General features: G+C 57.6%; 22 protein-coding genes and 2 pseudogenes. 9 read left to right on the forward strand and 15 right to left on the reverse strand.

The features are described 5' to 3' along the window. On the forward strand, window positions 1–505 hold a 505-nt coding region (locus QCE88_RS40080), incomplete at its 5' end, for an OB-fold nucleic acid binding domain-containing protein (protein WP_409018044.1). Window positions 506–926: 421 nt separating this feature from the next. Here the strand turns inward: QCE88_RS40080 and QCE88_RS40085 are convergent. The 4 genes from QCE88_RS40085 to QCE88_RS40100 form a co-directional block, all read right to left on the reverse strand. After that, window positions 927–2174, reverse strand: coding sequence for an enolase C-terminal domain-like protein (locus tag QCE88_RS40085; RefSeq protein WP_309911486.1), 1248 nt, complete (start codon window positions 2172–2174; stop codon window positions 927–929). 3 nt (window positions 2175–2177) lie between these two features. Further along, the gene (locus QCE88_RS40090) at window positions 2178–3497 is read right to left on the reverse strand and encodes an MFS transporter (RefSeq protein WP_309911487.1); all 1320 of its coding nucleotides are present in this window, start codon (window positions 3495–3497) and stop codon (window positions 2178–2180) included. 13 nt (window positions 3498–3510) lie between these two features. After that, window positions 3511–4278, reverse strand: coding sequence for an SDR family oxidoreductase (locus tag QCE88_RS40095; protein ID WP_309911488.1), 768 nt, complete (start codon window positions 4276–4278; stop codon window positions 3511–3513). Between the two features lie 104 nt (window positions 4279–4382). Continuing rightward, window positions 4383–5102 carry a FadR/GntR family transcriptional regulator gene (locus QCE88_RS40100; protein ID WP_309911490.1) on the reverse strand — a complete coding sequence of 240 codons (720 nt, stop codon included), beginning with the start codon at window positions 5100–5102 and terminating at the stop codon, window positions 4383–4385. 329 nt (window positions 5103–5431) lie between these two features. On the opposite strand from QCE88_RS40100, the gene QCE88_RS40105 reads away from it, so the two are divergent. Both QCE88_RS40105 and QCE88_RS42185 read left to right on the forward strand, forming a co-directional pair. Next, a complete protein-coding gene (locus QCE88_RS40105) occupies window positions 5432–6175 on the forward strand; it encodes a type IV toxin-antitoxin system AbiEi family antitoxin domain-containing protein (protein WP_309911491.1) in 744 nt (247 codons plus the stop codon). Between the two features lie 27 nt (window positions 6176–6202). Then, window positions 6203–7136, forward strand: a pseudogene (locus QCE88_RS42185) (nucleotidyl transferase AbiEii/AbiGii toxin family protein). Window positions 7137–8075: 939 nt separating this feature from the next. Here the strand turns inward: QCE88_RS42185 and tkt are convergent. From tkt to QCE88_RS40135, 4 genes are all read right to left on the reverse strand, one after another. Beyond that, window positions 8076–10130, reverse strand: a complete 2055-nt coding sequence (tkt, locus tag QCE88_RS40120) for a transketolase (RefSeq protein WP_309911494.1) — start codon at window positions 10128–10130, stop codon at window positions 8076–8078. Window positions 10131–10250: 120 nt separating this feature from the next. Beyond that, window positions 10251–10637, reverse strand: coding sequence for a response regulator (locus QCE88_RS40125; RefSeq protein WP_309911496.1), 387 nt, complete (start codon window positions 10635–10637; stop codon window positions 10251–10253). A 406-nt stretch (window positions 10638–11043) separates the two neighbouring features. Further along, a complete protein-coding gene (locus QCE88_RS40130) occupies window positions 11044–12180 on the reverse strand; it encodes an AI-2E family transporter (RefSeq protein ID WP_309911498.1) in 1137 nt (378 codons plus the stop codon). Window positions 12181–12432: 252 nt separating this feature from the next. Continuing rightward, window positions 12433–12675 carry a CsbD family protein gene (locus QCE88_RS40135; RefSeq protein WP_309911500.1) on the reverse strand — a complete coding sequence of 81 codons (243 nt, stop codon included), beginning with the start codon at window positions 12673–12675 and terminating at the stop codon, window positions 12433–12435. A 783-nt stretch (window positions 12676–13458) separates the two neighbouring features. Here QCE88_RS40135 and QCE88_RS40140 point away from each other — a divergent pair. Further along, complete coding sequence (locus QCE88_RS40140; protein WP_309911501.1) at window positions 13459–13719, forward strand: hypothetical protein; 261 nt, start codon at window positions 13459–13461, stop codon at window positions 13717–13719. A 233-nt stretch (window positions 13720–13952) separates the two neighbouring features. On the opposite strand, the gene QCE88_RS40145 is transcribed toward QCE88_RS40140, so the two are convergent. The 5 genes from QCE88_RS40145 to QCE88_RS40165 all read right to left on the reverse strand — a co-directional run bounded on the left by QCE88_RS40145 (window position 13953) and on the right by QCE88_RS40165 (window position 17165). Further along, window positions 13953–14189, reverse strand: a complete 237-nt coding sequence (locus QCE88_RS40145; RefSeq protein WP_309911502.1) for a hypothetical protein — start codon at window positions 14187–14189, stop codon at window positions 13953–13955. A 37-nt stretch (window positions 14190–14226) separates the two neighbouring features. Then, window positions 14227–14409, reverse strand: a complete 183-nt coding sequence (locus QCE88_RS40150) for a hypothetical protein (RefSeq protein ID WP_309911503.1) — start codon at window positions 14407–14409, stop codon at window positions 14227–14229. 394 nt (window positions 14410–14803) lie between these two features. Beyond that, window positions 14804–15331 carry a hemerythrin domain-containing protein gene (locus QCE88_RS40155; protein WP_309911504.1) on the reverse strand — a complete coding sequence of 176 codons (528 nt, stop codon included), beginning with the start codon at window positions 15329–15331 and terminating at the stop codon, window positions 14804–14806. A 12-nt stretch (window positions 15332–15343) separates the two neighbouring features. Continuing rightward, window positions 15344–16378, reverse strand: coding sequence for a formate/nitrite transporter family protein (locus tag QCE88_RS40160; protein ID WP_309911507.1), 1035 nt, complete (start codon window positions 16376–16378; stop codon window positions 15344–15346). A 517-nt stretch (window positions 16379–16895) separates the two neighbouring features. Further along, window positions 16896–17165: a hypothetical protein gene (locus QCE88_RS40165; protein ID WP_309911585.1), complete on the reverse strand. Its 270-nt coding sequence runs from the start codon at window positions 17163–17165 to the stop codon at window positions 16896–16898. A 168-nt stretch (window positions 17166–17333) separates the two neighbouring features. On the opposite strand from QCE88_RS40165, the gene QCE88_RS40170 reads away from it, so the two are divergent. The 5 genes from QCE88_RS40170 (at window position 17334) to QCE88_RS40190 (ending at window position 20799) form a co-directional block, all read left to right on the forward strand. Then, a complete protein-coding gene (locus QCE88_RS40170; RefSeq protein ID WP_309911508.1) occupies window positions 17334–17591 on the forward strand; it encodes a hypothetical protein in 258 nt (85 codons plus the stop codon). A 481-nt stretch (window positions 17592–18072) separates the two neighbouring features. After that, window positions 18073–18948: a manganese catalase family protein gene (locus QCE88_RS40175; protein WP_309911509.1), complete on the forward strand. Its 876-nt coding sequence runs from the start codon at window positions 18073–18075 to the stop codon at window positions 18946–18948. Between the two features lie 88 nt (window positions 18949–19036). After that, window positions 19037–19288, forward strand: a complete 252-nt coding sequence (locus QCE88_RS40180; protein WP_309911511.1) for a DUF378 domain-containing protein — start codon at window positions 19037–19039, stop codon at window positions 19286–19288. A gap of 53 nt (window positions 19289–19341) precedes the next feature. Next, window positions 19342–20511, forward strand: coding sequence for a zinc-dependent alcohol dehydrogenase (locus QCE88_RS40185; RefSeq protein ID WP_309911512.1), 1170 nt, complete (start codon window positions 19342–19344; stop codon window positions 20509–20511). A 54-nt stretch (window positions 20512–20565) separates the two neighbouring features. Then, entirely contained in the window at window positions 20566–20799 is a 234-nt protein-coding gene (locus tag QCE88_RS40190; protein WP_309911513.1) for a hypothetical protein, read from the forward strand. Window positions 20800–20866: 67 nt separating this feature from the next. Here the strand turns inward: QCE88_RS40190 and QCE88_RS40195 are convergent, their stop codons facing one another. Together QCE88_RS40195 and tnpC are read right to left on the reverse strand one after the other, a co-directional pair. Next, window positions 20867–21379, reverse strand: coding sequence for a ferritin-like domain-containing protein (locus QCE88_RS40195; RefSeq protein WP_309911581.1), 513 nt, complete (start codon window positions 21377–21379; stop codon window positions 20867–20869). A gap of 60 nt (window positions 21380–21439) precedes the next feature. After that, window positions 21440–23025: pseudogene (gene tnpC / locus QCE88_RS40200) on the reverse strand (IS66 family transposase). Window positions 23026–23080 lie beyond the last annotated feature (55 nt).

A 23080-nucleotide genomic window follows, 5' to 3' on the forward strand; every position in this document is an offset into this window, starting at 1 on the left:
CTGGCAGTCAGCCGCTGCCGTGCCTGACCGAGATCTCTTGGCTGATAGTCGGATCGACGACGAGACGCCAGCCCTCGGCGCGCCTTCTGAAGCGCAAGACATCGTCAGCGACTACAACTCGACAGGGCTAACGCTCGGGCGGCATCCTTTGTCGCTTTTGCGCCCCACGCTTCTCGAGCAACGACTGATGCCGGCGTCGACGCTACGCACCTTCCGCAACGGACGCTTGGCCCGCGGTTGTGGACTTGTGACCGTACGGCAACGACCAGGGACGGCAAAGGGCGTGATGTTCGTCACGCTCGAGGACGAAACGGGGAATGTGAACGTCATCATCTGGCCATCGCTGCTTGAGAAGCAACGCAGAGAAGCTTTAGGCGCCGCACTGCTGGCTGTGTACGGCACCTGGCAATGTGAGGGAGAGGTCCGACACCTCGTCGCTCAGCGGCTAGTGGATATGTCGCACCTTCTGGGTGGTTTGACGGCAGTCAGCCGGAACTTTTGTTGACTCGCAAAGGGTCTCCGTCTGCCCACAGCGACCTCGCCGCCGGGGGCTAAGTCTTAAGCAGAAGAACCCGGAGCTTGCCTTTGAAGACAATAACGTCGAAACGGGAGTCGATTTTCGCGCAATCTTCAGCGACGCCCAAAGTGCCGAGATTGTTGGCGCGGCTGCCGACCGCCGGCAAAGGCGTGTCATAGAGAATGACGTGTACTGGAACTAACTCGACATGGCGGCGGCCGAGAGGCGGGACCCGCATCGGTTCGTCGGCGCAGCCAATTCGCGTTGCTTCGCTTACACGATACGAGCATTCGCATGTGCTTGCTGGACCGCCAAATCGTTCTGCTGCATACCCGTGTTGGAAGACCCGGCCGAGATCAGGCGCAGCATCGGCCTCCCTCCTCCACCGAGATTTCGGAACGTGAACGCGTCAAGGTGTTTGAAGACCGCCGTCCATCAGCCGGGTCTGCGTCCATCGCGTGACTTCGCGTTCGCATGGATACTTCGCCGCCTCGCTCTCGTCGAGATCGATGCCCAGACCGGGCTTGTCGTTCGCATAGACGAAGCCATGGCGAAACGTCGGAAGACCCGGAAAAACCTCGAGCAGCGCTTCGCGCGGCCCTTTCAGTTCTTGGATCACGAAGTTCGGCGGCTCCGTGCCCGACCACTCCTGCACGCCGAAATTGCGCGATGCAAGGTCGATATGAATGTTTGCAGCATGCGCAAGCGGCGACATGTCGCCCGGACCATGCCAAGCCGTGCGCACGCCGAACTGCTCCGCAAATATCTGCAGCTTGCGACCCGCCGTGATGCCGCCGATCTGACTCAGATGCACGCGAATGAAATCAATCAACCGCTCCGTGATCAGAAAGCGCCACTCATACGGATTGTTGAAAAGCTCGCCTTGCGCAAGCGGCGTGATCGTTTTATCACGCAACTGACGCATCCATTCCCCTTCTTCCAGCGCGATCGCGTCTTCGAGAAAGAACAGCTCGTAAGGCTCCAGATCGCGCGCGAAGCGAATGGCTTCGATGGGTTTGAGGCGCTCGTGCACGTCGTGACATAACGCGACATCGAATCCAATCTTGCTGCGAATACCATCGAACAGTTTGAGCGTGTCGCGCATGTACTTGCGGCTGTCGAGGTAGATGCCGTCCGCCGCGCCTTCAGGCGCACTCGAGGGCGCGCGGCCGAATGTCCCGCCGCCATAACCCCCGCTCTGACAGCGGATATGGGTAATTCCCTGCTCGCGATATCGCTGAATGTTCTCGCACAACTCGCTCAGATCGCGGCCATCGGCATGGCGGTAGATCGGCACCCCCTCGCGCACCTTGCCGCCGAACAACTGATACAGCGGCATGTTCGCCTGCTTGCCCTTGATGTCCCACAAGGCCATATCGACCCCGGAAATCGCGTTGTTTTCGATCGGTCCATTGCGCCAGTAGGCGTTTTGATGCATCAACTGCCAAAGCTCTTCGATGGCTTCGGCATCCCGCCCGATGAGCAAAGGCCGCAAATACTCTTCGATCAGACACTTGACCGCAAGATGACGATAGGCGAACGTCGCACACCCGAGCCCGTACAAGCCAGGCTGATTCGTCTCGATTCTGACAACGGTGAGATTGATGCCTTCTGGCGCAGTCAGGATAACCTTGACGTCGGTGATGAGTGTTGCCATGACTTATTCCACGAGAGCGGAAGACACGGCATCGGACTTGTTGCCCGTGCCTCCCTTGGGTGTCGGGCGCAGGCCCGATTGCGCGGGCACCAGCATCATGAGGACGACCGCCGCGAGCAACGCTGCGGCCATGAACACGTAAGACGCGGAAGGACTGCCTGTCGCGCCGTTTAGATAGCCGACGAGCCACGCGCCGAGGAACGCGCCGAGCGCGCCGCAAGCGTTGATCAGGCCGATCGCACCACCCAGCACGTTGCTCGGAATCAGTTCCGGCACGAGCGCGAAGAACGGTCCATACGGCGCATACATCGTCGCGCCGGCAATCACGAGCAACGCGAACGACAGCCAGAAATTCGAACTGCCGACGAGATACGAGCCGACGAACGCAATCGTGCCGATCAATAGCAATGGCCACACGAAGAGCTTGCGATTGCGGGTCTTGTCCGAAAGATAAGACGCGATCAGCATCAACACGATGGCCGCGAGATAAGGCACGGCGGAGAGCCAGCCGACCGACACGATATCGATGCTTTTCGACGCCGACTTGAGAATCGACGGCAGCCACATGATGAAACCGTACACGCCGATGCTCCACAACGCATGAATGGCGCAGCACTTGAGCACGATGGACGAACGGAACGCCGACTTGTAGTCGCGTACCGGCGCGATATGCGCCTGCTCGGACTTAAGGATCGCATCGAAATCGGCCTTCTCCTTGTCGCTCATCCAGGGTGCGTCGGCCGGACGATCCTTCACCGTGAACCACCACACGATGGCCCACACGATCGCGGGGACGCCTTCGAACACGAACATCTCGCGCCAGCCGAAGTTGCGTACGAGATAGCCGGACACGATCGACATCCACAGCACTGTCACCGGATTGCCGAGAATCAGGAACGTGTTGGCGCGCGAACGTTCGGTGCGCGTGAACCATCGGCTGATATACATGAGCATCGACGGCATCACCGCGGCTTCGACGATGCCGAGTACGAAGCGCAGCGCCATCAGCGTCGGAATGTTGCTGACCATGCCGGTCGCGGCGGCGCACAGGCCCCACAGAATCAGGCTTGCGAAGATAAGTTTCTTGACGCTGTTCTTCTGCGCGTAGATCGCACCCGGCACTTGAAACAGGCAATATCCGAGGAAAAACAGCGAGCCGATCAGCGACGATGTCGCCGAGGTGATGCCGAGGTCTTTATCGATGCCTGCCGCGGCCGCGAAACCGTAATTCGCTCGATCTAGGTAAGCGAGGCTGTACGTGATGAAGATGATCGGCATGAGATGCCACCATCTCTGCGGCGCTACGGTTTTGATGTAGTCCATGATGTCTCCAGTGTCAAAGCACGGCAAGCCAGCCGCCATCGACGTAAATGATTTGTCCGTTCACATAGCTCGATGCGGAAGACGCGAGATAAACCGCCGTGCCAACGAGTTCTTCGGGCTTGCCCCAGCGCTGCGAGGGATTGCTGCTTTTGACCCAGGCGTCGAAGCTCGCGTTGTCGACGAGCGCCTGGTTCATATCGGTAAGGATGTAGCCGGGGCCTATCGCGTTCGCCTGGATATCGAAAGCGGCCCATTCGGCACTCATCGCGCGCGTGAGCATCTTGATGCCGCCCTTCGCCGCCGTGTAGGGCGCGACGGTGGCGCGCGCGCCTTCGCTCGTCAATGAACCGATGTTGATGATCTTGCCGCCTCGACGCCGATCGATCATGCGCCGCGCTGCCTCCTTCGCGACGATGAACGCGCTTGTCAGATTGGTATCGATCACGCGTTGCCAGTCGGCGAGCGCGAGTTCGATCATCGGCTTGCGGAACTGGATGCCCGCGTTGTTCACGACGATGTCCACTTCGACACCTTCGGCGTCCCACGCCGCGAAGGCGGCGGTGACGGACGCCTCATCCGTCACGTCAAACGCTTGGCCGAGAGCATCGTAGCCTTGCGCTTGCAAGCGGCTCACCGCGACGTCGACAGTACCGGCTTTTGTGCCGTTGACGATGACGCGCGCGCCAGCCGCGGCGAGTCCTTCCACGAGCGCGTAGCCGATGCCGCGCGCCGAGCCTGTAACGAGCGCCGTGCGGCCGCTCAGATCGAACAAGTTGGTCATGCGTGTTCCCTGGTGCGATGAATTTGAATCAAAGGCGCGAGCGCGCCCGCGCAGCCTGTTTCGCAGGCTACGGTCCCATATCGGTGTGCCACTGTGATGCGTTGCTATGAAGGCTTGTTGTTCTCGGTGCGTTGAAGCGTCGCGCGATCGTCGAAGTCCTTTTCTGCGCGTTCGATCAGCGTTAGAACGGCATGTTCGGCGGCTTGCGCATCGCCGTTTTCGATGGCGACACACAGCGCTTCGTGCATCGGCAGCGAGCGCGCCGGGCCGCCTTCGATCTCAGAACTCAGTTCGAAACTCGTGCGCAGAATCGCGGAAAGGGCGTTTTGCATCTGTTGCACGAACTGGTTGTGGCAAGCCACAAGGATCGCGCCGTGAAACGCGAGGTCGGCAGGCACATATTCGCCTTGCCCGGCGACTGCGCGCTCCATCGCCTTGAATGCGCGACGCACCGCTGCCCGGTCGTCGAGCGTCGCGCGCTTCGCCGCAAGCTTTGCCGCGTTCGGCTCAATGATCGTGCGCAGTTCCATCAGGTCACGGATGAGATCGGCGTCGACAACGCCAGCGCGTGCGCGCCACGTAATCACGTCGGGATCGAACAATTGCCAGTGCGAGCGCGGCAGCACGATCGTGCCGTGGCGGCGTCGGACTTGAAGCATGCCCTTCGCGGACAGCGATTTCATCGTCTCGCGAATCGTGATGCGGCTTACCTGCATCCGTTCAGCAAGTTGATCTTCGGCGGGCAATATCTCGCCAGGCGCGAATTGGCCGGAGCAAATTTGCTCGCCCATTCGATTCAGAACTTGCCGGTGCAGGGTTGGCATGGCACATCATCCCCTAGGTCATACGTATGATCTAGAAGGTAGCAGGGCGAGGTAAATCAGAACAATCCGGGTTGACCCGATGAAACGGGCCTTGAGATTGAGCAGGAAAAGCGATGCGTGACCAGATTTCATGATTTAATACTGTAAAATACAAACTTTGCGATAATTCGAGACCAAAAATCATGCAAGGTCTCCTTCTGACGTTTCAACCCCTCGCAGGCAACGGAATATGCTCGGAACTCAAGACGGTCTAGCGGGTGCATGATTTATGTTGACTAACCGATAAAATCTACGCGTTATAGAACGAAAAGCATGCAATGGAGTAACTGATGGCGAGTAAGACGCTGCAGCGGTTGATGGACGTCGCACCTCGCGGGCAGCCGCTTGATCCGCAGATGCTGCGGGACTGCGGCATCAGCGCCCAGCAGACCACGTACTTTGTCAAGGCGGGATGGCTGCAACGCTTGTCTAAAGGTGCTTATCTGCTCGTTGGCGACACGCCTACGCAAAACGGGATCTTGGCTTACTTGAGCAGACGCATACCCAGCCTTCACGTGGGTGGGAAGACTGCGCTGGACTGGCAAGGCGTACGCCACAACGTGAGCTTTCGAGACCGAGTCATCCTCTGGGCTGAGCAACCTCATGCAATGCCGGAATGGATCGAGGAGTACATGCCTTATACATTCCAAACCACGCGCCTATTCGACACCGAAATGCCCTGGGACTCGTCACTTTCGGCCCTCCCAAATCGCGATCCCTCGGTGCTTGTCTCTGAGCCCGAGCGGGCTCTGTTGGAACTTGCCAGCGATATCGGAAAACGTCGAGCCAAAGGTCAACCTCTGGACGAAGCGATGGCCCTCGTATCCTCACTCCGTAATCTTCGGCCAAAGGTCCTCGACATCCTCCTCTCCCATTGCACGCGCGTGAAGGTCGTCAAACTTGTTCGCGACCTCGGCCAAGCAAGCGGCTTTGCGTGGGGTCAAGATCTGCAGCGACATGTCGACCGGCTCGGTCCCGGCCGGCGATGGACCAGTAGTCGAAAGGACGCTCCAAAATTCACCTTAAAAGCTTAATCGTCCGGCTCGCAGGATTCGAACCCTATGAATGACCAATACCTGGATACTGTCCGGCTCATGCTGGCGATTACGCCGGACGTTTTTGATACGCCTCGCTTCGCCATGAAGGGTGGCACCGCCCTCAACATGTTTGTTCAGGATTTGCCGCGTCTCTCCGTCGACATCGACGTGGTCATGCGCGATCACGGTCCCGATCGGAAGGAGGCCCTGGCCATCATCAATGACGAATTGCTCCGCGTGAAGAAGGCGGTTGAGCAACAAGGTCATACAGTTTCGGTGGCGACTGCAAGTGGAAAGCACGCGGGCGACGACGTGAAGCTGACCGTGTCGTCCGCTAACGCACAGGTCAAAGTCGAAGTGAATTATGTTTTTCGGGGGACGCTCTCGCCGACGGTAATGCGCGCCGTCGTACCGCGCGCCCAGAGCATGTTTCGCGTCGACTTCGAAGTGCCAACGCTGTCTGATGCTGAACTATACGGTAGCAAGCTTGTTGCCGCGCTCGACCGCCAGCATCCGCGGGACATCTTCGACGTGCAGCATATGTACGACACGGCCGGACTGGGACAAGGATTTCGTCACAGCGTTCGTCGGCTACCTTGCCGGACACAATCGACCCGTTCATGAGGTCCTGTTCGCCCAACCGCGCTCCCTTGAAAATGAGTATGAGGCGGGCTTTGTCGGCATGACCGTCGATCCCGTCAGTCTTGACTTACTGGTCGATGTGCAGACGCGACTACATCACGATCTTCCGCGGGCGCTGACCCCTGAGCAGCGACGGTTTCTCATCTCATTGGTACGACTCGAGCCGGATTGGTCGTTGATGCCTTACGATCATCTATCTGATCTTCCAGCCATCCGATGGAAAATGGAGAATTTGAGCAAGCTCAGATCGCGAGACTCCTCTCGTTTTGCTCAACAAGCCACGCTTCTGCAGAAGGGACTTGACGCGCTCGGTTAGCAGCGCGGAGCGCTCGTACCGATGTTTTGCCTCATTCGAAGAGACCAGCCTGCCCGTGTGCTAAAGAACCGTGTGCTCCTCTGCGATCAGAACCGCAAAAAGGTCATTACGCACACGGCAAGTTGCTAACCGCGATGCGACGCATAATCGCCCTCTTGTTGCATTTATAGGGTCAAACCCATTTGGGCATGGGTTGAGCTTGGCATTATGCATACCTCATTTCCTAACGCGTGACGCAGGTTAACATCTATGCGTTTTTGAATCCAAAGTCCAACCCGCCACCAAATCCGCGTCGGCACGTCGGCTTCGCCTTAGATCCTTATAAGGACGCATGTCCCAATCAAATAAACTTTGATGCTGCGGGCAAGCGTCAATCACCTGCTCAGCATAAGACACGCACGCACGCCGCGCGTCGCCTGCACTTTGGTACGCGGCTGGCCCCCTCAACTGGAACACGCGACTGCGTCCTGAGCGGTCGGGAGCATCGGGAATCTGAATGCGTACCGCAGCGTCAAGCCCGTCTTCGTAGTTGCGCGCTCGTCTAGGGTAGACGAGCGGAATGATTTCCAGCCCGCGGTACAGACGGAACGTATTTGTCATGAGATGAACCTGTGTCGGTCGAACCGAAGGCAATGAGGGATGTGAGGAAGCGTTAACAGAATCGGCTAACAGCGGGTCGCATTGCGCAGCCCCAGATTCGAGGACACTGCCGTGAACAGTCAGAGCGTTCTGGTCGCCGAGCCGTCTGAGATCGACTCGGCTAACCTCAACCATCCTACGCACTTCCTGGACTTTGTACAGCAGAGATTCTGGTCGCGCGTGTTGCCTCAGTGCTCGCCGTGCATGCTCCGTAAAACGGGGCTCACAAAAACCATAAATCCTCTTGCGGCAGTATCTAGTGCTATCGAGGCCATTCGGCATGGAACGCGGCGGCGAACCTCAGCCCTCCACTGATCGCAACACTTCATGGGCGGTGCGAACAATCACATCTGCGGTGATATCGAACTTTTTGTAGAGATCGTCGATTTTTCCCGATTCGCCGAAATCCCGCATACCGACAAACCTACCCTCGAAACCCAAATACCGTTCCCACCCAAGCTCCGCCGCAGCTTCGACGGCGACCCGCGCCGGCGAGGCTCCAAGCACCTCACGACGATAGCTCGCATCCTGCTGCTCGAATAACAGCCGACAGGGCATCGAGACAACAGCGGTGGGCACGCCGTGCTTTTGAATATTGTCGCGTGCTTGCACTGCGAGATGCAATTCAGAGCCTGTGGCCAATAGCGTCATCTTCCGCTCTCCGCCTTCAGCTTCAAGCAACACATACGCGCCGCGAGCGCACTTATTTTCGACGCTGCTTTCAGTTCGCAGCAGCGGTAATGGCTGACGAGACAAGGCGATCACCGCCGCCCGGCGCGGCTGAGCAAGGATGAGTTCCCAGCATTCCGCAGTCTCGATTGCGTCGCCCGGACGATAAACGCCGAGATGAGGAATCGCGCGTAACGCCGCCAGATGTTCGACCGGCTGATGAGTTGGACCGTCCTCGCCCAGACCAATCGAATCATGCGTCATCACAAAGATCGTACGGATGCGCATCATGGCCGCTAGACGAATAGCAGGGCGACAATAGTCGGAAAAGCATAGGAACGTGCCGCCGTACGGGATTAACCCACCGTGCAACGCAAGGCCGTTCATCGCCGCGGCCATGCCGTGTTCACGCACTCCGTAATGAACGTACGAACCCGCAAATGTGCCCGGCTCGATCGGCACCTGATTTTTGGCCTTCGTGTTGTTCGAAGGAGTCAGATCGGCCGATCCGCCGAGTAGCTCGGGGATACGGTCAAACAGGTGGTTGAGCACAATCCCGCTTGCCTGCCGTGTCGCTAACGGTTTAGCCCCGTCGTCGACGAAAGCACGGCGCGCGGCATAAATCGCTTCTTTCCAGTCGGCCGGCAACTCGCCATTGTTGCGGCGCGTGAACTCACGACTCAGCGCCTCGGGCGCCGCGTCGAGCCGTGCTGACCACTTTTCGCGCTCACCCGCCCCCTTTGAACCGATTGCGCGCCACTCGCTCAATAACTCGTCTGGGATCACGAATGGCGGTGAGTTCCAGTTCAATGCGAGCCGCGCACCAGCGATCTCCTGCGCTCCAGGCGCATCGCTGTGTGCCTTCTGCGTACCTGCCTTGGTCGGCAATCCGAAACCGATGATCGTCTGGCATGCGATCATGGAGGGTTGGTCCGTCACGGACTGCGCAGTGACGATTGCTTGACGAATCGGGTCGGTATCGTGTCCGTCGATCTCCAAAACATGCCATCCGGATGCGCGGAACCGCTCGACTTCATTGTCCGAGACTGCCAGGCTCGTGGCTCCGTCTATCGAGATCGAATTATTGTCCCAAAAGCAAATGAGGCGTCCCAGTTTGAGGTGTCCTGCCAGAGAGATGGCCTCTTGGCTTATCCCCTCCATCAAGCACCCGTCGCCGGTGAAAACGTAGGTGAAATGGTTGATCAAGGCGTCGCCGAACGACGCATTCATAATCCGTTCACCGAGCGCCATGCCGACCGATTCCGCAATGCCCTGACCAAGGGGGCCGGTGGTCAACTCAATCCCGTCTGCGTGGCGATACTCAGGATGGCCGGGAGTCTTGCTCCCGACTTGCCGAAACCTTTGTAGCTCCTCGATCGGCATGTCCTGATAGCCCGTGAGGTACAGCAGGCTGTACAAGAGCATCGAACCGTGGCCGTTGGAGAGGATAAATCGGTCGCGATCGATCCAGTGTGGGTCGGCCGCATCGAACTTCAGAAATTCTTTGAAAAGCACTGTGGCGATGTCTGCCATGCCCATGGGCGCGCCTGGGTGACCGCTGTTCGCTTGCTGGACCGCATCCATTGAAAGGAAGCGGATGCAGTTCGCTAGCTCGCGCAGGCGAACGTTTTGCGGCTCCGGTAGCGTACTGCGAGGCAGAAGCGGTTCAACTTCAGTGCGTGACATACGTGCCTCCTGCGAATGCGTTGGCCCGGACATACGACCAAATCGTCGCCGGACAAACAAGGATAGAGACGTGATTCTTAGGTACCACCGGATCCTGCGCCGGCACCTATATAAGCGATGTCAGTGGCGACGCAACAGCCGCTGGACATGAGCAAGAAACGAGTCGATGTGAACGGGTTTTTCCACAACCAGGTCGGCCATCCCGTGGGTGTCGATCTGTCTGGCCGCGGACCAAAGGATAAGGCGCGTCTGCCCCAGTCTTCCGTCCAAACGGACTCGACGGCAGAACTCGAGTCCGTCCAGCCTCGGCATCATGAAGTCGGTGATGATCAAGTCCGGCATATGAGCAAGTGCTTGTGCAAATCCGTCTTCGCCGTCCTCGGCTGCGAACACCGTCATCCCTTCCAGTTCTAAAACCATACTCCACACCGCACGCGTGTCGCGCTCGTCGTCGACCAGCAAAATCGTCGGCGGCTTCCCTATCAAAGACGTATCAGTACAAGACATGAGCGTGAAAGTCCAAGCGAGTGTTCAAAGTCAGTGGTTTCGCGTTTGTACTGATTTGCGGCTTTTTGAACGCCGCGTCATCTCGAAACTTGTACCTAAACGTGTCTATACCATTAACCACCATAAAGCGTCAGTTCATCTAAGCAAAGACTGCTCCCGCCGCGATAGCGAAGTCTCGTGCCCCGCACGCGCGACGCTTGGAAAGGCCCACCGAAGCCACCTTTCAGTCTTGGTGTATCGAAGAATACCTGTGATCGCTCTATCAACTTCCAGGTGCTGCCGGTCCCAACCGCTTCTTCGCGCGAGGTCATTGCGATCGATCAACCCAAGGATGCTATGCCCAATCCTTAACAAAATTTTTCAACGCTCATGATCAGTCAACAGCCTCGTCGCCTGAGCGGCAGGATCAATCCGCATCGCGTGACACCATTGCAGGCGCCTCCGTAATTGGTTCCGTTGCCGTTGCTACCATAGGCAATGGGAAACTCGATTCATTGGCCTCGTCATCCTGAGTATGCAAATCCCACGCGGACAGGAAGAGCGCTACGACCAACGGTCCAATCACAAACCCGTTGATGCCGAAAGCGGCTAGCCCTCCGAGTGTTGAGAGCAATACGCACCAGTCCGGCATTCCAACATCCTTGCCTACAAGAAGAGGTCGCAAGATATTGTCGACCAGCCCGATGACCACAACACAAAAGACGATTAATACAAGGCCTTTCACGAGCGCACCGGTGAGCAGCAAGTAAGCAGCAGCCGGCGCCCAAACTAGCGCAGAGCCGATGGCCGGAAGCAGCGAGAGAAAAGCCATCAAGACGCCCCATAGCAACGACCCTTCTATCCCTAACACGAAGAAGATCAGCCCGCCAAGGATGCCTTGCGCTGCCGCAACCGCCATGTTGCCCTTGACGGTCGCTCGCACGACGGTCGAGAATTTTGAGATCAGATGCTCTTTGTGATCCCGGTCAAGCGGCAGCGCACGCCGAAACCGCCCCCCGAGCTCGGCGCCATCACGAAGCAGGAAGAACGTCAAATAAAGCATCACCCCAAAGCTCACGACAAACTCGAAGGTGTTCTGCCCGATCATGACCGCTTGCTCGCCTGCGAACTGACTGATCGCCGACGCGCCTTCCAGCAAGCGCTTCTGCATGCCTGCCAGGTCGGCCACGCCAAATCGTCGCAAGAGCGTCGTCGCCCACGCGGGAAGTACGCCAAGCGCATGCTGAAAGTACCCGCTGATCGTCACTCTCCCCGATTGAAGGTCTGTGTATACCGAGCTGATTTCCTGTACAAGTGTCGTGACGACAAAGGAGAGCGGCAAAATCACAATTACGACCGTGCCGACCAGCGTAATGAACGCTGCGAGGTTGCGGCGCCGCCCAAGCCGAGCAGATAGATAGCGCTGCATCGGTTGAAATAACAACGCCAATATTGCACCCCAGAAAATCGCACCGAAAAACGGCCTGAGGATCCAACATAACGCGAAAGTTGAAACCGCCAGGAGTATCTGGAAGGATCGGCGGTGGGAAGAGTGGCTAGACAACGTTACCTCCCAAAGTCGATCTGCTCTCGTGCTCCCGTTCGTAGTACCGGATGCTCAAACGAACGTTGCGCCAAAAAAATCTCAGAAGATGCGGGGGCGGCTGCTTTACGGGACCTGTGACGCATCCTTTTGCATTGTGGATAGAGCGCGTACCATCGCTTCCCTTCGTTCGCGGCTTGGCAATTCACCGTCGATCTGCCAAGTCGCTGTAGTCTCGAACGCTTCGGCCACGCCCGACCACTTAGGCGATTTTCAGCGCTTATCTTCCGATTCGCGCTTCCCGAGTTCATCTGATCCGTCCGCCGGATCAGTGACATTCGGATCAGCATCTTTTGCGTCCTCCTCCAAATCACCGGCTTGCTTTCTCGCTTCGCCCGCGGCTTTTTGCGCGTCACCCTTGGCCTCTTGAGCAGGGTCGCCGGTCGCCTTTCCAACCCCCTCGTTGACCGCCCCTTTCACCTTTTCGCCAACGCCTTTCACTTGATCTTCGTTCATCATCTTCTCCGTCTGAAATGCCCGCCCAAGGCGAGGCTTCAGACAGAGCCGCAACGATGATGCCGCAGGTGATCGGCCAACGACCATCAGCGCAAAGGTAGGCGAGAAGCACTCTTCGAACAGCGGCAGTTACCTGAGGATGAAGGTCAAGCGTTGCGTGGGGGTGATATCCGCTCGATACTGTGTGGCAAAAAGCGAGGAACACCTATTGACGCTCTGGCGCGGCGCTGGCTCACGTATCACCGTACACTCGCAATTCGGCTCGTGAGCATCGCTTCAGGCAAGCCGAAAAGCCAGCAAATTTTATTTTTCCCCATCCGCTGCGGTGCAGCCGTCCGCTCGATGCACGGATCTCGGCCAAGCGAACCAACCGCGTTCGGTGTCAAAAGGATGGTCCCGCGTCTGCCCGAGCACTCGAAACGTACCGCTCAACCATTTTTCAAGCGCCATGACCACTACCGAGGTCTATCGCAGTTCGAACGGTGACAGTTGGCTGCTTTGCAATGAGGTCAACGGCGCTGTGTTTGTGCGCCACGTCCCGAGTACAGCCTCTGGTGGGATTGTCTCGAACACATCCGTCGATGACTTTCTTACCGTTAGTGCGGGTCACCCAGGGCCGGAGCACGAGGCCCTTCGTGAATTGCTTGGTAGCGAGGACGACTGATACGCCGCCGTCACGCTCGGTGTGGGTGACCTAAGGGTATCATGCATACCGTCGAGCAAACGGGTACGCGACATGCGCATCAACCCGGATTCAGCGGACGGACAATGAATGGAGGATATATGTCGAGCAAGAGCGATAGCGGGCCAGTGGCGGAACGGAACAACGACAAACAATCAGCGAAGAGCGGATTGGATGCGGGCGGGAAGCCCAGCCCGGACGAGACACAGCGCGCTTTAGACGAAGGTGATCGCAAAAAAATTGATGAAACACTCGATGATCTGAACGTTTCGACGACAGAATCCGGGAAGGATCGGACGTCCAAACCCGATACAGAGGGGTCCAACTCCTCCAGTAAGAATCTCGACGAGCAGAAAGATTGAAACGTCGATCTAAACGGCGCACTTCTCACTAAGCGCACATCGGATTGCACATCGGAACAAATATCGGGTGCGCTTCTGCCAAGAACGCGAAGCAACGCGATGGGGGCCTTGACGCCCCCATGCCGAAAACCATACGAAGCTAGCTTGCTGCCCTGACCCTCTCTGCCATTTGCATTCTTGCTCACTCGGGGATCGTCGTCGGGATCGTCGCCGACACACTCTCGGCGTCCCTATCAATCGTCAGTCAGGATATATCGTCGGCGCGCTTCGGAAAGTATTGCGCTTACCGTGTTCATCTCCTCCACGTCTCCCGTCAACACATCAATGAAATGCCAGTTGTGCCCGTCGGGCAGCGGTGAAGCAAGCCGAGACGGCAGTCCGACGCGATACTTGGGACCCAGTCCGGCCGAGGTGAGCCTCTCGTTGATCGCTTGTTGAATCTGTTTTGCTGAACGGTGTTCCTCTTCCATACGCATTTCCTTTAACTGCACTGTCGACCTGCTGCGGCTAACGCCCAGTTTGACCCGTGGACGACGCCTCGTCCGGCGCATCCTTCGGGCCCTCATGCTCCGTCGGTGGCTTCTTCCCGGGCTGAGGCGCATGCTTCGCATCGGGCGCGATTTGCTCTCCATGGTGCTTCTTTTCCTGCTGCACTTTTTTGTCGTGCGCGACATTGCGTGGATCGGTCATGAAGACTCCAGGATGGCCGCGAACAATTCGCGGCCTGCCAGCTAAAAGGCGCAGATTTCGGACCAGCCGTGCTAAATCGAGAAAGGCGACAGAAAATTCTCAACACCGGGATCGATGCCGCATCAGCGGCGAACCCGGGACGGTTCGGGATTTATCGGCCCCTAGACTCACCGGCTTCATGGAGTCTCAGCTTCGCAACCTTTGTGCTTAGAATTGCTAAACCCAGCACTGGTGCTGATGTGCGTAAGACTGACACTGCGCGGCGATGCCGCAACTGTGCAGTACGGATAGCTTCCTTTTGAAATCGGTCGATCGGTTGTCTTGCGCGGTGGGCCGAGCAAGTCCGCGACCGATTCGTCTTAAGCAGGCCTTATGCCGTCATCACCATGCGATTTTAAATCCGGTTTGTGCCAACGACACTCTCGATGTAATCATCTGGATCCAGGTTAGCCGCATGCACGCCGGTCACACGGCCCGCCTCGAAATATGCAAACCGCACGGCCAGATCGTGGCGCGCCTGCAGCGACGCATGTTGCCGGAAGTCCGTCATGCCTTCCCGCTCCTCTTCGGCCATGTGATCGCTGTTCGCTTCGTTTGCCGTCGTAACCGCTTGATACCAAGCGTCGGTGCCGACTTGGTGATCGAAGACCGCCGCTACCGCATCGCGGATCTCGTTATGATCCTTGATTGCGTCGGCTGTTTCGTCCTTCGGACCTTCTTTGCTCCCTGCCCCTTCGCCGATATGAAGTAGTGCGGGATAGAAGATGACCTCTTCCGCCTTCGCATGGACTTCCAGAAACTTCGCCAGCCGATCCCAGACCGCTGTGAGCGCCAACGTGGTCGTGCGGTCGATCTGTTCGATCATGCCGAACAACCGCCTCTGCTCCTGATGATCGTCGAGCAGCAATTGAGTAATATCCATACAGATAGTCTCCTAATGTTGATTGCTTGGCGTATCGCTGCCATGTATCTCCGGCGCGATAGCGGCGTGATTGATCAACGCCACCAACGACATGCCACCGATGACGTTCCCGGTAAGGGTAGGGATGAAAAACACCAGGACAAAATCACGTAAGTCGTGCCGTCCATCAAACACTGCGTACATGGCCTCAACCGCCCCTGCGATCACATGAGACAGCTTGCAGGCAGCGACCACGTAGGTAATCAACAAGATGGTCAACAACCGCGCGGATCGCGCGCTCGGCAGTAGCCATACCATCAATGCGATCAGCCAGCCCGCGAAAATTGCTCGCACCATCGTGACACCGAAATCGCCTGAGTACGGAGCCTGCGCAACGGTAACGAAGGCCTTGTACACGTTCGGCGCAAAAACACCCGGCACACGTAACAGGGCTGCGAAAACGATCGTCCCAACGAGATTGCCTGCTAATACGATCGCCCACACCCGCAGTGCGTCTCGAAGTGTTTTCAGATTTCGCCGTGTGAGGACCGGAAGCACGACGCTGAGCGTGCTTTCCGTAAAGAGTTGCTGACGACCCAGAATGACGATTACGAAACCGATGGTGTAGCCAAACCCCGAAATTGGCGCGCGCCATGCATTTTCCGGAAGCATGCTCTCCAGAACTGCCTGCATCAGAAACGAAAAGCCCATTGAAAGCCCGGCCGCAAGCGACGACCAGAAAAGTGCCGAGTGCGTCCTCCCGATTGCTGCTTCCCCTTCCTCCCGCACAATCTCATGGACCACGAGTGCAGGTGGGGTGGCGTGATCGGCGGCTTGCTCCTGCTCGCCTTCATTGAGGTGAGGAGATCGTGATCCCGCTTGCGTGTCTGGCACGGAAAACCCCGAACGAGCAAGTGCCGACGACCGGCACGAGCGAAGATTGGAAAGCCCCTCGGCACGCGCAGTTACCGTTCCCGCCAACATACACCGGTCGTTGAAACGGCTCGCCGTTGAATTGCCGGCACACCCATTGCTCAATAGATAGAAGCACCATTTCACCAGCAGCATTTGCAACACTCCGCCAGCGCCCCGCGCGCTGAGACTTCAAGCACGTGCTGACAGCGGCGTTTCCACGACCTTTCCCGGCAGCGACAGGCAGTCTTAATGTTTCTTCCCCACATGTGCGACGTCCGGGCCATGGACCGGCGTCCGAAAGTTAGGAGATTCAAATGTTTGCACACAACAAGCGTTTTCAATATACCGTGCAGGTCGCGGGTCCAAAACCGGGCTTGTAGCGAGTACCAAACCGCACTCTGACCTCAAGGCCAGAAAAGATGACCGCGATTTGGCTATGATCGCGCGGCATTGAGTGTCCCTGGCTTGGGTGGCGGCGGTGCCTGTTGGGATTGGTGGCGCTGGCCCCAGCGTTGGATACGGCGTTCATGAACTGCACATCAAACGGTGAAAACAGCAGCGGCCGCGGCTATCACGCACAGGGGATTGCATGTTCGCGGTGTTGAAATTCGGTGCCCACTACGCCTGCGATCGCGACTCGCCGATGGTAAAAGACATGACGGCGCCAACCTCAGAGCATGAGCCTGCGATAGCCGGTTCGCAGATCGTGGCACTGTTCGTAGTCGCGATGCCACGCCTTTAAAGAATTCTTTGTCGGGTAGCGCAGCTGGTCGATGGTCGCCTTTATACGCCGCCCAACTTTTGCAGTCGACGAGCTGACGTTTTCGATAAGCTCGAGAAGTCGCTCCACGGTTACAGGTTTTCGGACTGCTGCGTCGGTTGGGCCTCCAGTGAACAGGTCGGCGCCGGACACCAGAATAACTGGGACGCCCGTTAACATCGGCAAGGCTTCTGAATTTTGCCCGCCCACCCTTGCGCACTGCACGGCCGCTGGCCGGTCAAACCGCACAATTGTGCACGATGAAAGTCGCAACTCCGGCTGTATCACGAGGAATGCCCGTTGCTCTACCTCTATAGTCCTGCTAACGTTTAGATAGAGGAGCGAACCATGAATCCAGAACCGTCCGACCCGGTCGAGCGCGCTGACAAGCGCAGAGAGGAACTCGGCGCCGGCGACGTGCGCGAAAATATTGATGGCACGATTGAGCAGAAGGAACATGGGAATATGGATGCGTCGCTCGTGCCGAAAGGCAAGGATCATCCGGAACAGGGCCCCTATCAGCCGGAGCACGACCTGATCGATCCGGACAGCAGCCCAGATGCTAATGCCGACCATCCTCTCGGTAAGCGTGACTCAGAAGCGTAGCGTCGTCTAAAGCTCGCAATTTTTTCGGATTCTCCCCAAAGAGACGAGTAATTTAGTCGCGTCAGCATGAAAGGCACGAGGAAGGATCACCCTTGTCATTTGATGAATATCAGATGCACGTGGACCGCGGATTTGTAATTCGCACTGCGCTTTCGTTACTGCCGCTTCCGACCTCCGGCCTCCGTCCGACGTTACCGATAGTGGCCTACAACCTCCGCACTCTTCTCTCGAACGTTGGCATGCCCATTGCTGCGCATCGATCAAGCCTTGCGATGCGTTGCGACGTACACGAGGCTTGCCATTAACTGGGCGGCACCTCCGTCGCCATCAGCCAGCGCAACCCTGCGCTGAGACTCGCGAAGCTCACTGCAAGTGACGTCACCGACGCTCCTCTCAGTGTTCGCGAGACCAAACATCTGCACACGGTCCACTGCGCTTGTCCAAGGCAGGGATAAGACACGTCCCCTTTTTAGGAGTTGATATGTTCGTTCATAACAAGCGTCTCCAATACACTGTCCGTGTCGCGGCACCCAATCCGGGTCTCGCCAACTTGCTTCTGGAGCAGTTTGGTGGCCCTCAGGGTGAGCTCGCCGCGGCGTGCCGCTATTTCACACAGGCTGTCTCCGAAGACGATCCGGGCCGTAAGGATCTGCTCTTCGATATCGCAACGGAAGAGCTGAGCCACCTCGAGGTCATTGGATCGATTGTGGCCATGCTGAACAAGGGCGCGAAGGGACAACTTGCTGAAGGCGTCGAACAAGAGGCCGAGCTCTATCGCTCGCTGACGGGCGCGGGCAATGACTCCCATATCACCTCGATCCTTTACGGGGGCGGCCCGTCGCTGACCAACTCTGCAGGGGTGCCGTGGACGGCGGCGTATATCGATACGATCGGCGAACCCACGGCCGATCTGCGCTCGAATATCGCAGCAGAAGCGCGCGCAAAGATCGTCTACGAACGGCTCATCAATGTCACCGATGATCCCGGCATCAAGGAAGCGCTCGGCTTTCTGATGACGCGTGAGATCGCGCACCAGAAGTCGTTCGAAAAAGCGCTTCATTCAATCCAGCCCAATTTCCCGCAAGGAAAGCTGCCCGGGGATCCCGAGTTCACCAGCGTCTACTTCAACATGTCCAAAGGCGAAGATGTCCGGGGCCCGTGGAATGAAGGCGGCGACTGGCGCTTCATAGAAGATCCGCAACCGGCAGTCGACGGCGGCGACGGAACGGCATCAGTGCACGTCTCTGAGCAAGACATCACGACCCTTCAGTCGATGGCCTCGCGCACCGCATCCGATCCAACCGCGCAGCCCACGACCGGAGCCGACCTCGGGGCGGGGCAAGTCACGAAAGTGTAAGTACGAATGCAACATCGCGAACCGGGCGGCTGTCGCAGACGTTGTTATCGCTGCCGCCTGGTTCGGTTCTAAAAGCTAGGAGAAAAATTTGGCTACCGTCACATCCAAAGGGACCGTCGTCGTGCATCGCAGCCCGATCGACTGGGTCGTCGGCGCGCTTGTGATCATTGGCGCGCTGAACTGGGGACTCGTTGGTCTCGCGCAGATTGACCTTGTTGCAGCGGTTCTTGGCAACGGCTCGTTTCCGGCAAGAGCGGTCTACGCGCTTGTCGGGGTCGCCGGGATTTATATGTTAGTGAGTGCGTTTCTGGGGCGAGATCAACGGCTCGCGAGTCGATAGGGTCGCAACGATAGCTCGTTCGATTCAGCATTCACTATTTTATGGAGGTCACGATGAAAGCGCTCACGTGGCATGGAAAGAAAGACATTCGCTACGACACGGTTCCCGACCCGCAGATCGAACAGCCTCGTGATGCCATCATCAAGGTCTCGTGCTGTGCCATCTGCGGGTCAGACCTGCATCTGTTCGACGGCTTCATGCCCGGCATGGAGTCGGGTGACATCATGGGTCACGAGTTTATGGGCGAGGTGGTTGAAGTGGGCGCCGAGAATCGTTCGCTAAAGATCGGCGACCGTATCGTTGTGCCCTTTACGATCACGTGCGGCGAGTGCGATCAGTGCAAACGCGGTAATTTCTCGGTTTGCGAACGGACGAATCGCAATAAGGACGCGGCTGACAAAGTGTTTGGTCACTCGACCGCGGGACTTTTCGGTTATACGCACTTGACGGGAGGCTACGCCGGCGGTCAAGCGGAATATGTTCGTGTGCCGTTTGCGGATACCACGCACGTCAAGATACCGGACGGCCTCTCAGACGAACAAGTCCTGTTTCTCGGCGATATCTTCCCGACCGGCTGGCAAGCCGCAGTAAATTGCGAAATCGAGCCCACGGATACCGTCGCGATCTGGGGCGCCGGTCCTGTCGGACAAATGGCCACTCGCAGTGCCATCCTCCTTGGCGCGAGACAAGTCGTCGTAATCGATCATGTGCCTGAGCGCCTGGCCATGGCGCAGGCTGCCGGCGCCATCACCATCAACTTCAAAGATGAGAGCGTCCTCGATCGGCTGAAGGAACTGACGCAGGGCAAAGGACCTGAGAAGTGCATCGACGCAGTAGGTATGGAGGCGCACGCGACCCGCTCATTCGATTCGCTATACGACCGTGTCAAGCAGGCGGTCATGCTCGAAAGCGATCGACCCCATGTGCTGCGCGAGATGATTTATGTTTGTCGACCGGCGGGCGTGCTATCAGTGCCCGGCGTGTATGGCGGGCTCATCGACAAGATTCCATTCGGCGCGGCGATGAACAAGGGTCTGACCTGGCGCATGGGCCAGACACACGTCAATCGGTGGACAGACAATCTGCTCGCACGAATTCAGGAAGGTCAGATCGATCCTTCCTTTGTCATCACTCATCGAGTTTCGCTTGCGGACGGACCCGACATGTATAAAACCTTCAGGGACAAGGAAGACGGGTGCATCAAAGTCGTCCTGACGCCGTGATCCGCCTTAACCAAGTCAATTTCTTCATGTTTACAACACTTAAGCGAGGCTCACATGGCCAACCAGATTCCATCGCATTCCGATTCGTCCAGCAACGACCCCCAACAGAACGAAAATCTCGAAAAGGAGGCTAGCGCAGCCCTCGAACAGGGAGATAAGGAAAAGATCGACCGAAAACTCGATGAACTCCACGTTTCAACGACCGACTCAGGTCGAGATCAATCGCACGACGAAGATACCGAGGGCTCAACCTCATCAAGTAAAAATCTTGATAAACAGAGCGAATGATCCCTTCCGTCCGGGTAAGAAAAGGCCCGCTCGAAACGGGGCGGCCCTTTCCTCGCGATTCGTCGAATTATGCACTCGCCGCCTGCGCTTCCTTTGAAACCTCCAGTTTGGCAAGCTGCGTTAGCTTGTCATCCGTGGACTTCTCTTCAGCAAGCGTTTCCAGAAGAAGTTTGCTGGCGTCCGCAAATCCCAGCTGAGCAGCAAGGGTCGCCAGGGTGCCATAGGTCGCAATTTCATAATGCTCGACCTTTTGCGCGGCACCGATCAATGCTGCATCTCGAATCGGCCCTTCCTCGAAATCTTCGATCTGCTCTTGTCCTTCTTCGACGAGCCCTTCCATTGCGACGCATTTGATCCGCTTGAGCTTGATCCCGCAGCTCTCGACAACTTGGTCGATGCGCTCGACCTGCCCACGCGTTTCTTCAAGGTGCGTTTCGAACGCTGCCCGGAGATTGGCATTGTGGCTGGCACGGGCCATTTTGGGTAACGCCCGGGTGAGCTGCTTCTCCGCGCTATACACATCCGACAGTGAGTGAATAAACGTAAGCGCTAATTTGAGTGCACGGGCACGCGCGTGAATGTCGCCTTTCGCTGCAAATCTGCTGACGCGCTAGCGGGACGTTTGCGTAGATTTTTTTGCTCAGGCGGCGTTCGTCGAAGCCTGAGACTGCATGAACCGAAATGGCAGTAGGTCGCTTATGTCGGCGTCTTGTGCTCGTTGAGGCAGTTGGGTCAGAACGTGAAGCAGGTACGCGTATGGCTCGACGTTGCACGCGCGGCATGTAAGCACGAGACTGTAGATGACGGCGCTGGCTTTCGCTCCGGCGATCGTGTCGCTGAAGAGCCAAACTTTTCTGCTAGTGGCGAACGGGCGAATGTCCCGTTCCGCGATGTTGTTGTCCGCTGGGGCTTGCCCGTCGCCGACGTAACGGCTGAGATACTCCCACTGATTAAGCGATTAAGCGTGTAGTTGATGGCATCGCCCAGCGCGCTTTCGGGTGGCACTTGCGGTGCTTGCTCATCTAGCCAAACTTTGAATGCCTCAAGGAGCGCAACGCTGTGCTGCTGTCTTAGTCGTAAGGTATAACTGGCACGCGTGTGCCCGCTCGGAGGTTTCTCTCGCGCGAGAGCTTCGACGCGGTAGAGTCGCTGGAAGAATTCGAGTGCTTGCTGCGCGCGTTTGCCTAATTTCTTCTGCGTCTTCAGCGCGTCTACGAATCCGCGTCTCGCATGAGCAAGGCAGCCGAAGTGGGTCACACCTTTGATTGCTCGCCAGGCGCTATACCCGTCGGTCACCAGCATGCCTTTGTAATCCGCGAGAAACGCCTGGGGATATTGCTTGCCGCGTCCGGGTTGATAGTCGAACAACACTACAGGCTCTTCGCTATCCTGCCCACTGCGGTACAGCCACATGTAAGACTGGCTTTGTGCGGCCTTGCCCGGCTCCTTCAGCACCTGAACGGTCGTCTCGTCACCATGAACCAGCGGCTGCGACAGCAACGTCTTGCGTAGCTCCTGGTACAGGCGGTCGAGATGCAATTGCGTTGGCTTGATGACCCAGTGCCCCAGCGTGCCTCTGCCCACCGGAATGTTTGCACGCCGGAGCGCCTCTTCCATCCGATAGAGTGGCGTGCCGTCGACGTACTTACCCGTCATCACCGTGGCGATCATGGCCGCGCTCGCCCGACTGCCCGGCAACGGTTGAGCCGGCATCGGGGCGGTCAGGATCGGCGTCCGCTCAGCGACACGTTCGCAATGACGGCAAGCATATTTGAAACGGACGTGCTGCAGGACCGAGGCCTTTACTTCGATATGCAGTTGTTCGCTGATTTCCTCGCCCATACGATGCAGCGCGTTGCTGCAGCAGGGGCAGATCTTCTGCTCCTCGGGCAAGTCGTACTCGATTCGCTGACGCGGAAGATCTGCAGGCAGAGGCTTGCGTCCTCGTTTGCGGCGAGCGGGCTTGGGCGCCTCCGGCAGACCGGTGTCTGGTAAGTCGAGTTCGTCTACGTCCTCGTCAAGGTCCTCGATTGCGTTCTGCTCGGCCTCGTTGAACACCCGATCCTGGAGCTTCTCGCTGCTTGGCGCGAAGCGCTTGTGTTGCGCGAGCCGGAATTGTTCCTCGAGATGGCGTACGCGTTCGCCCAACTGGCGGTTGCGGGCCTCGAGCTCGCGAATGTAAGCCTGCGCGGCAGGAGGCAATTGGGAGAATTCGCGTTCATCCATGGCGCCCACAGTAGCCAAATGCAACGCTCGATGGGTTTACGGAAATTTGTAACAG

This window comes from Caballeronia sp. LZ035 (genome assembly GCF_031451175.1).
Classification (GTDB): domain Bacteria; phylum Pseudomonadota; class Gammaproteobacteria; order Burkholderiales; family Burkholderiaceae; genus Caballeronia.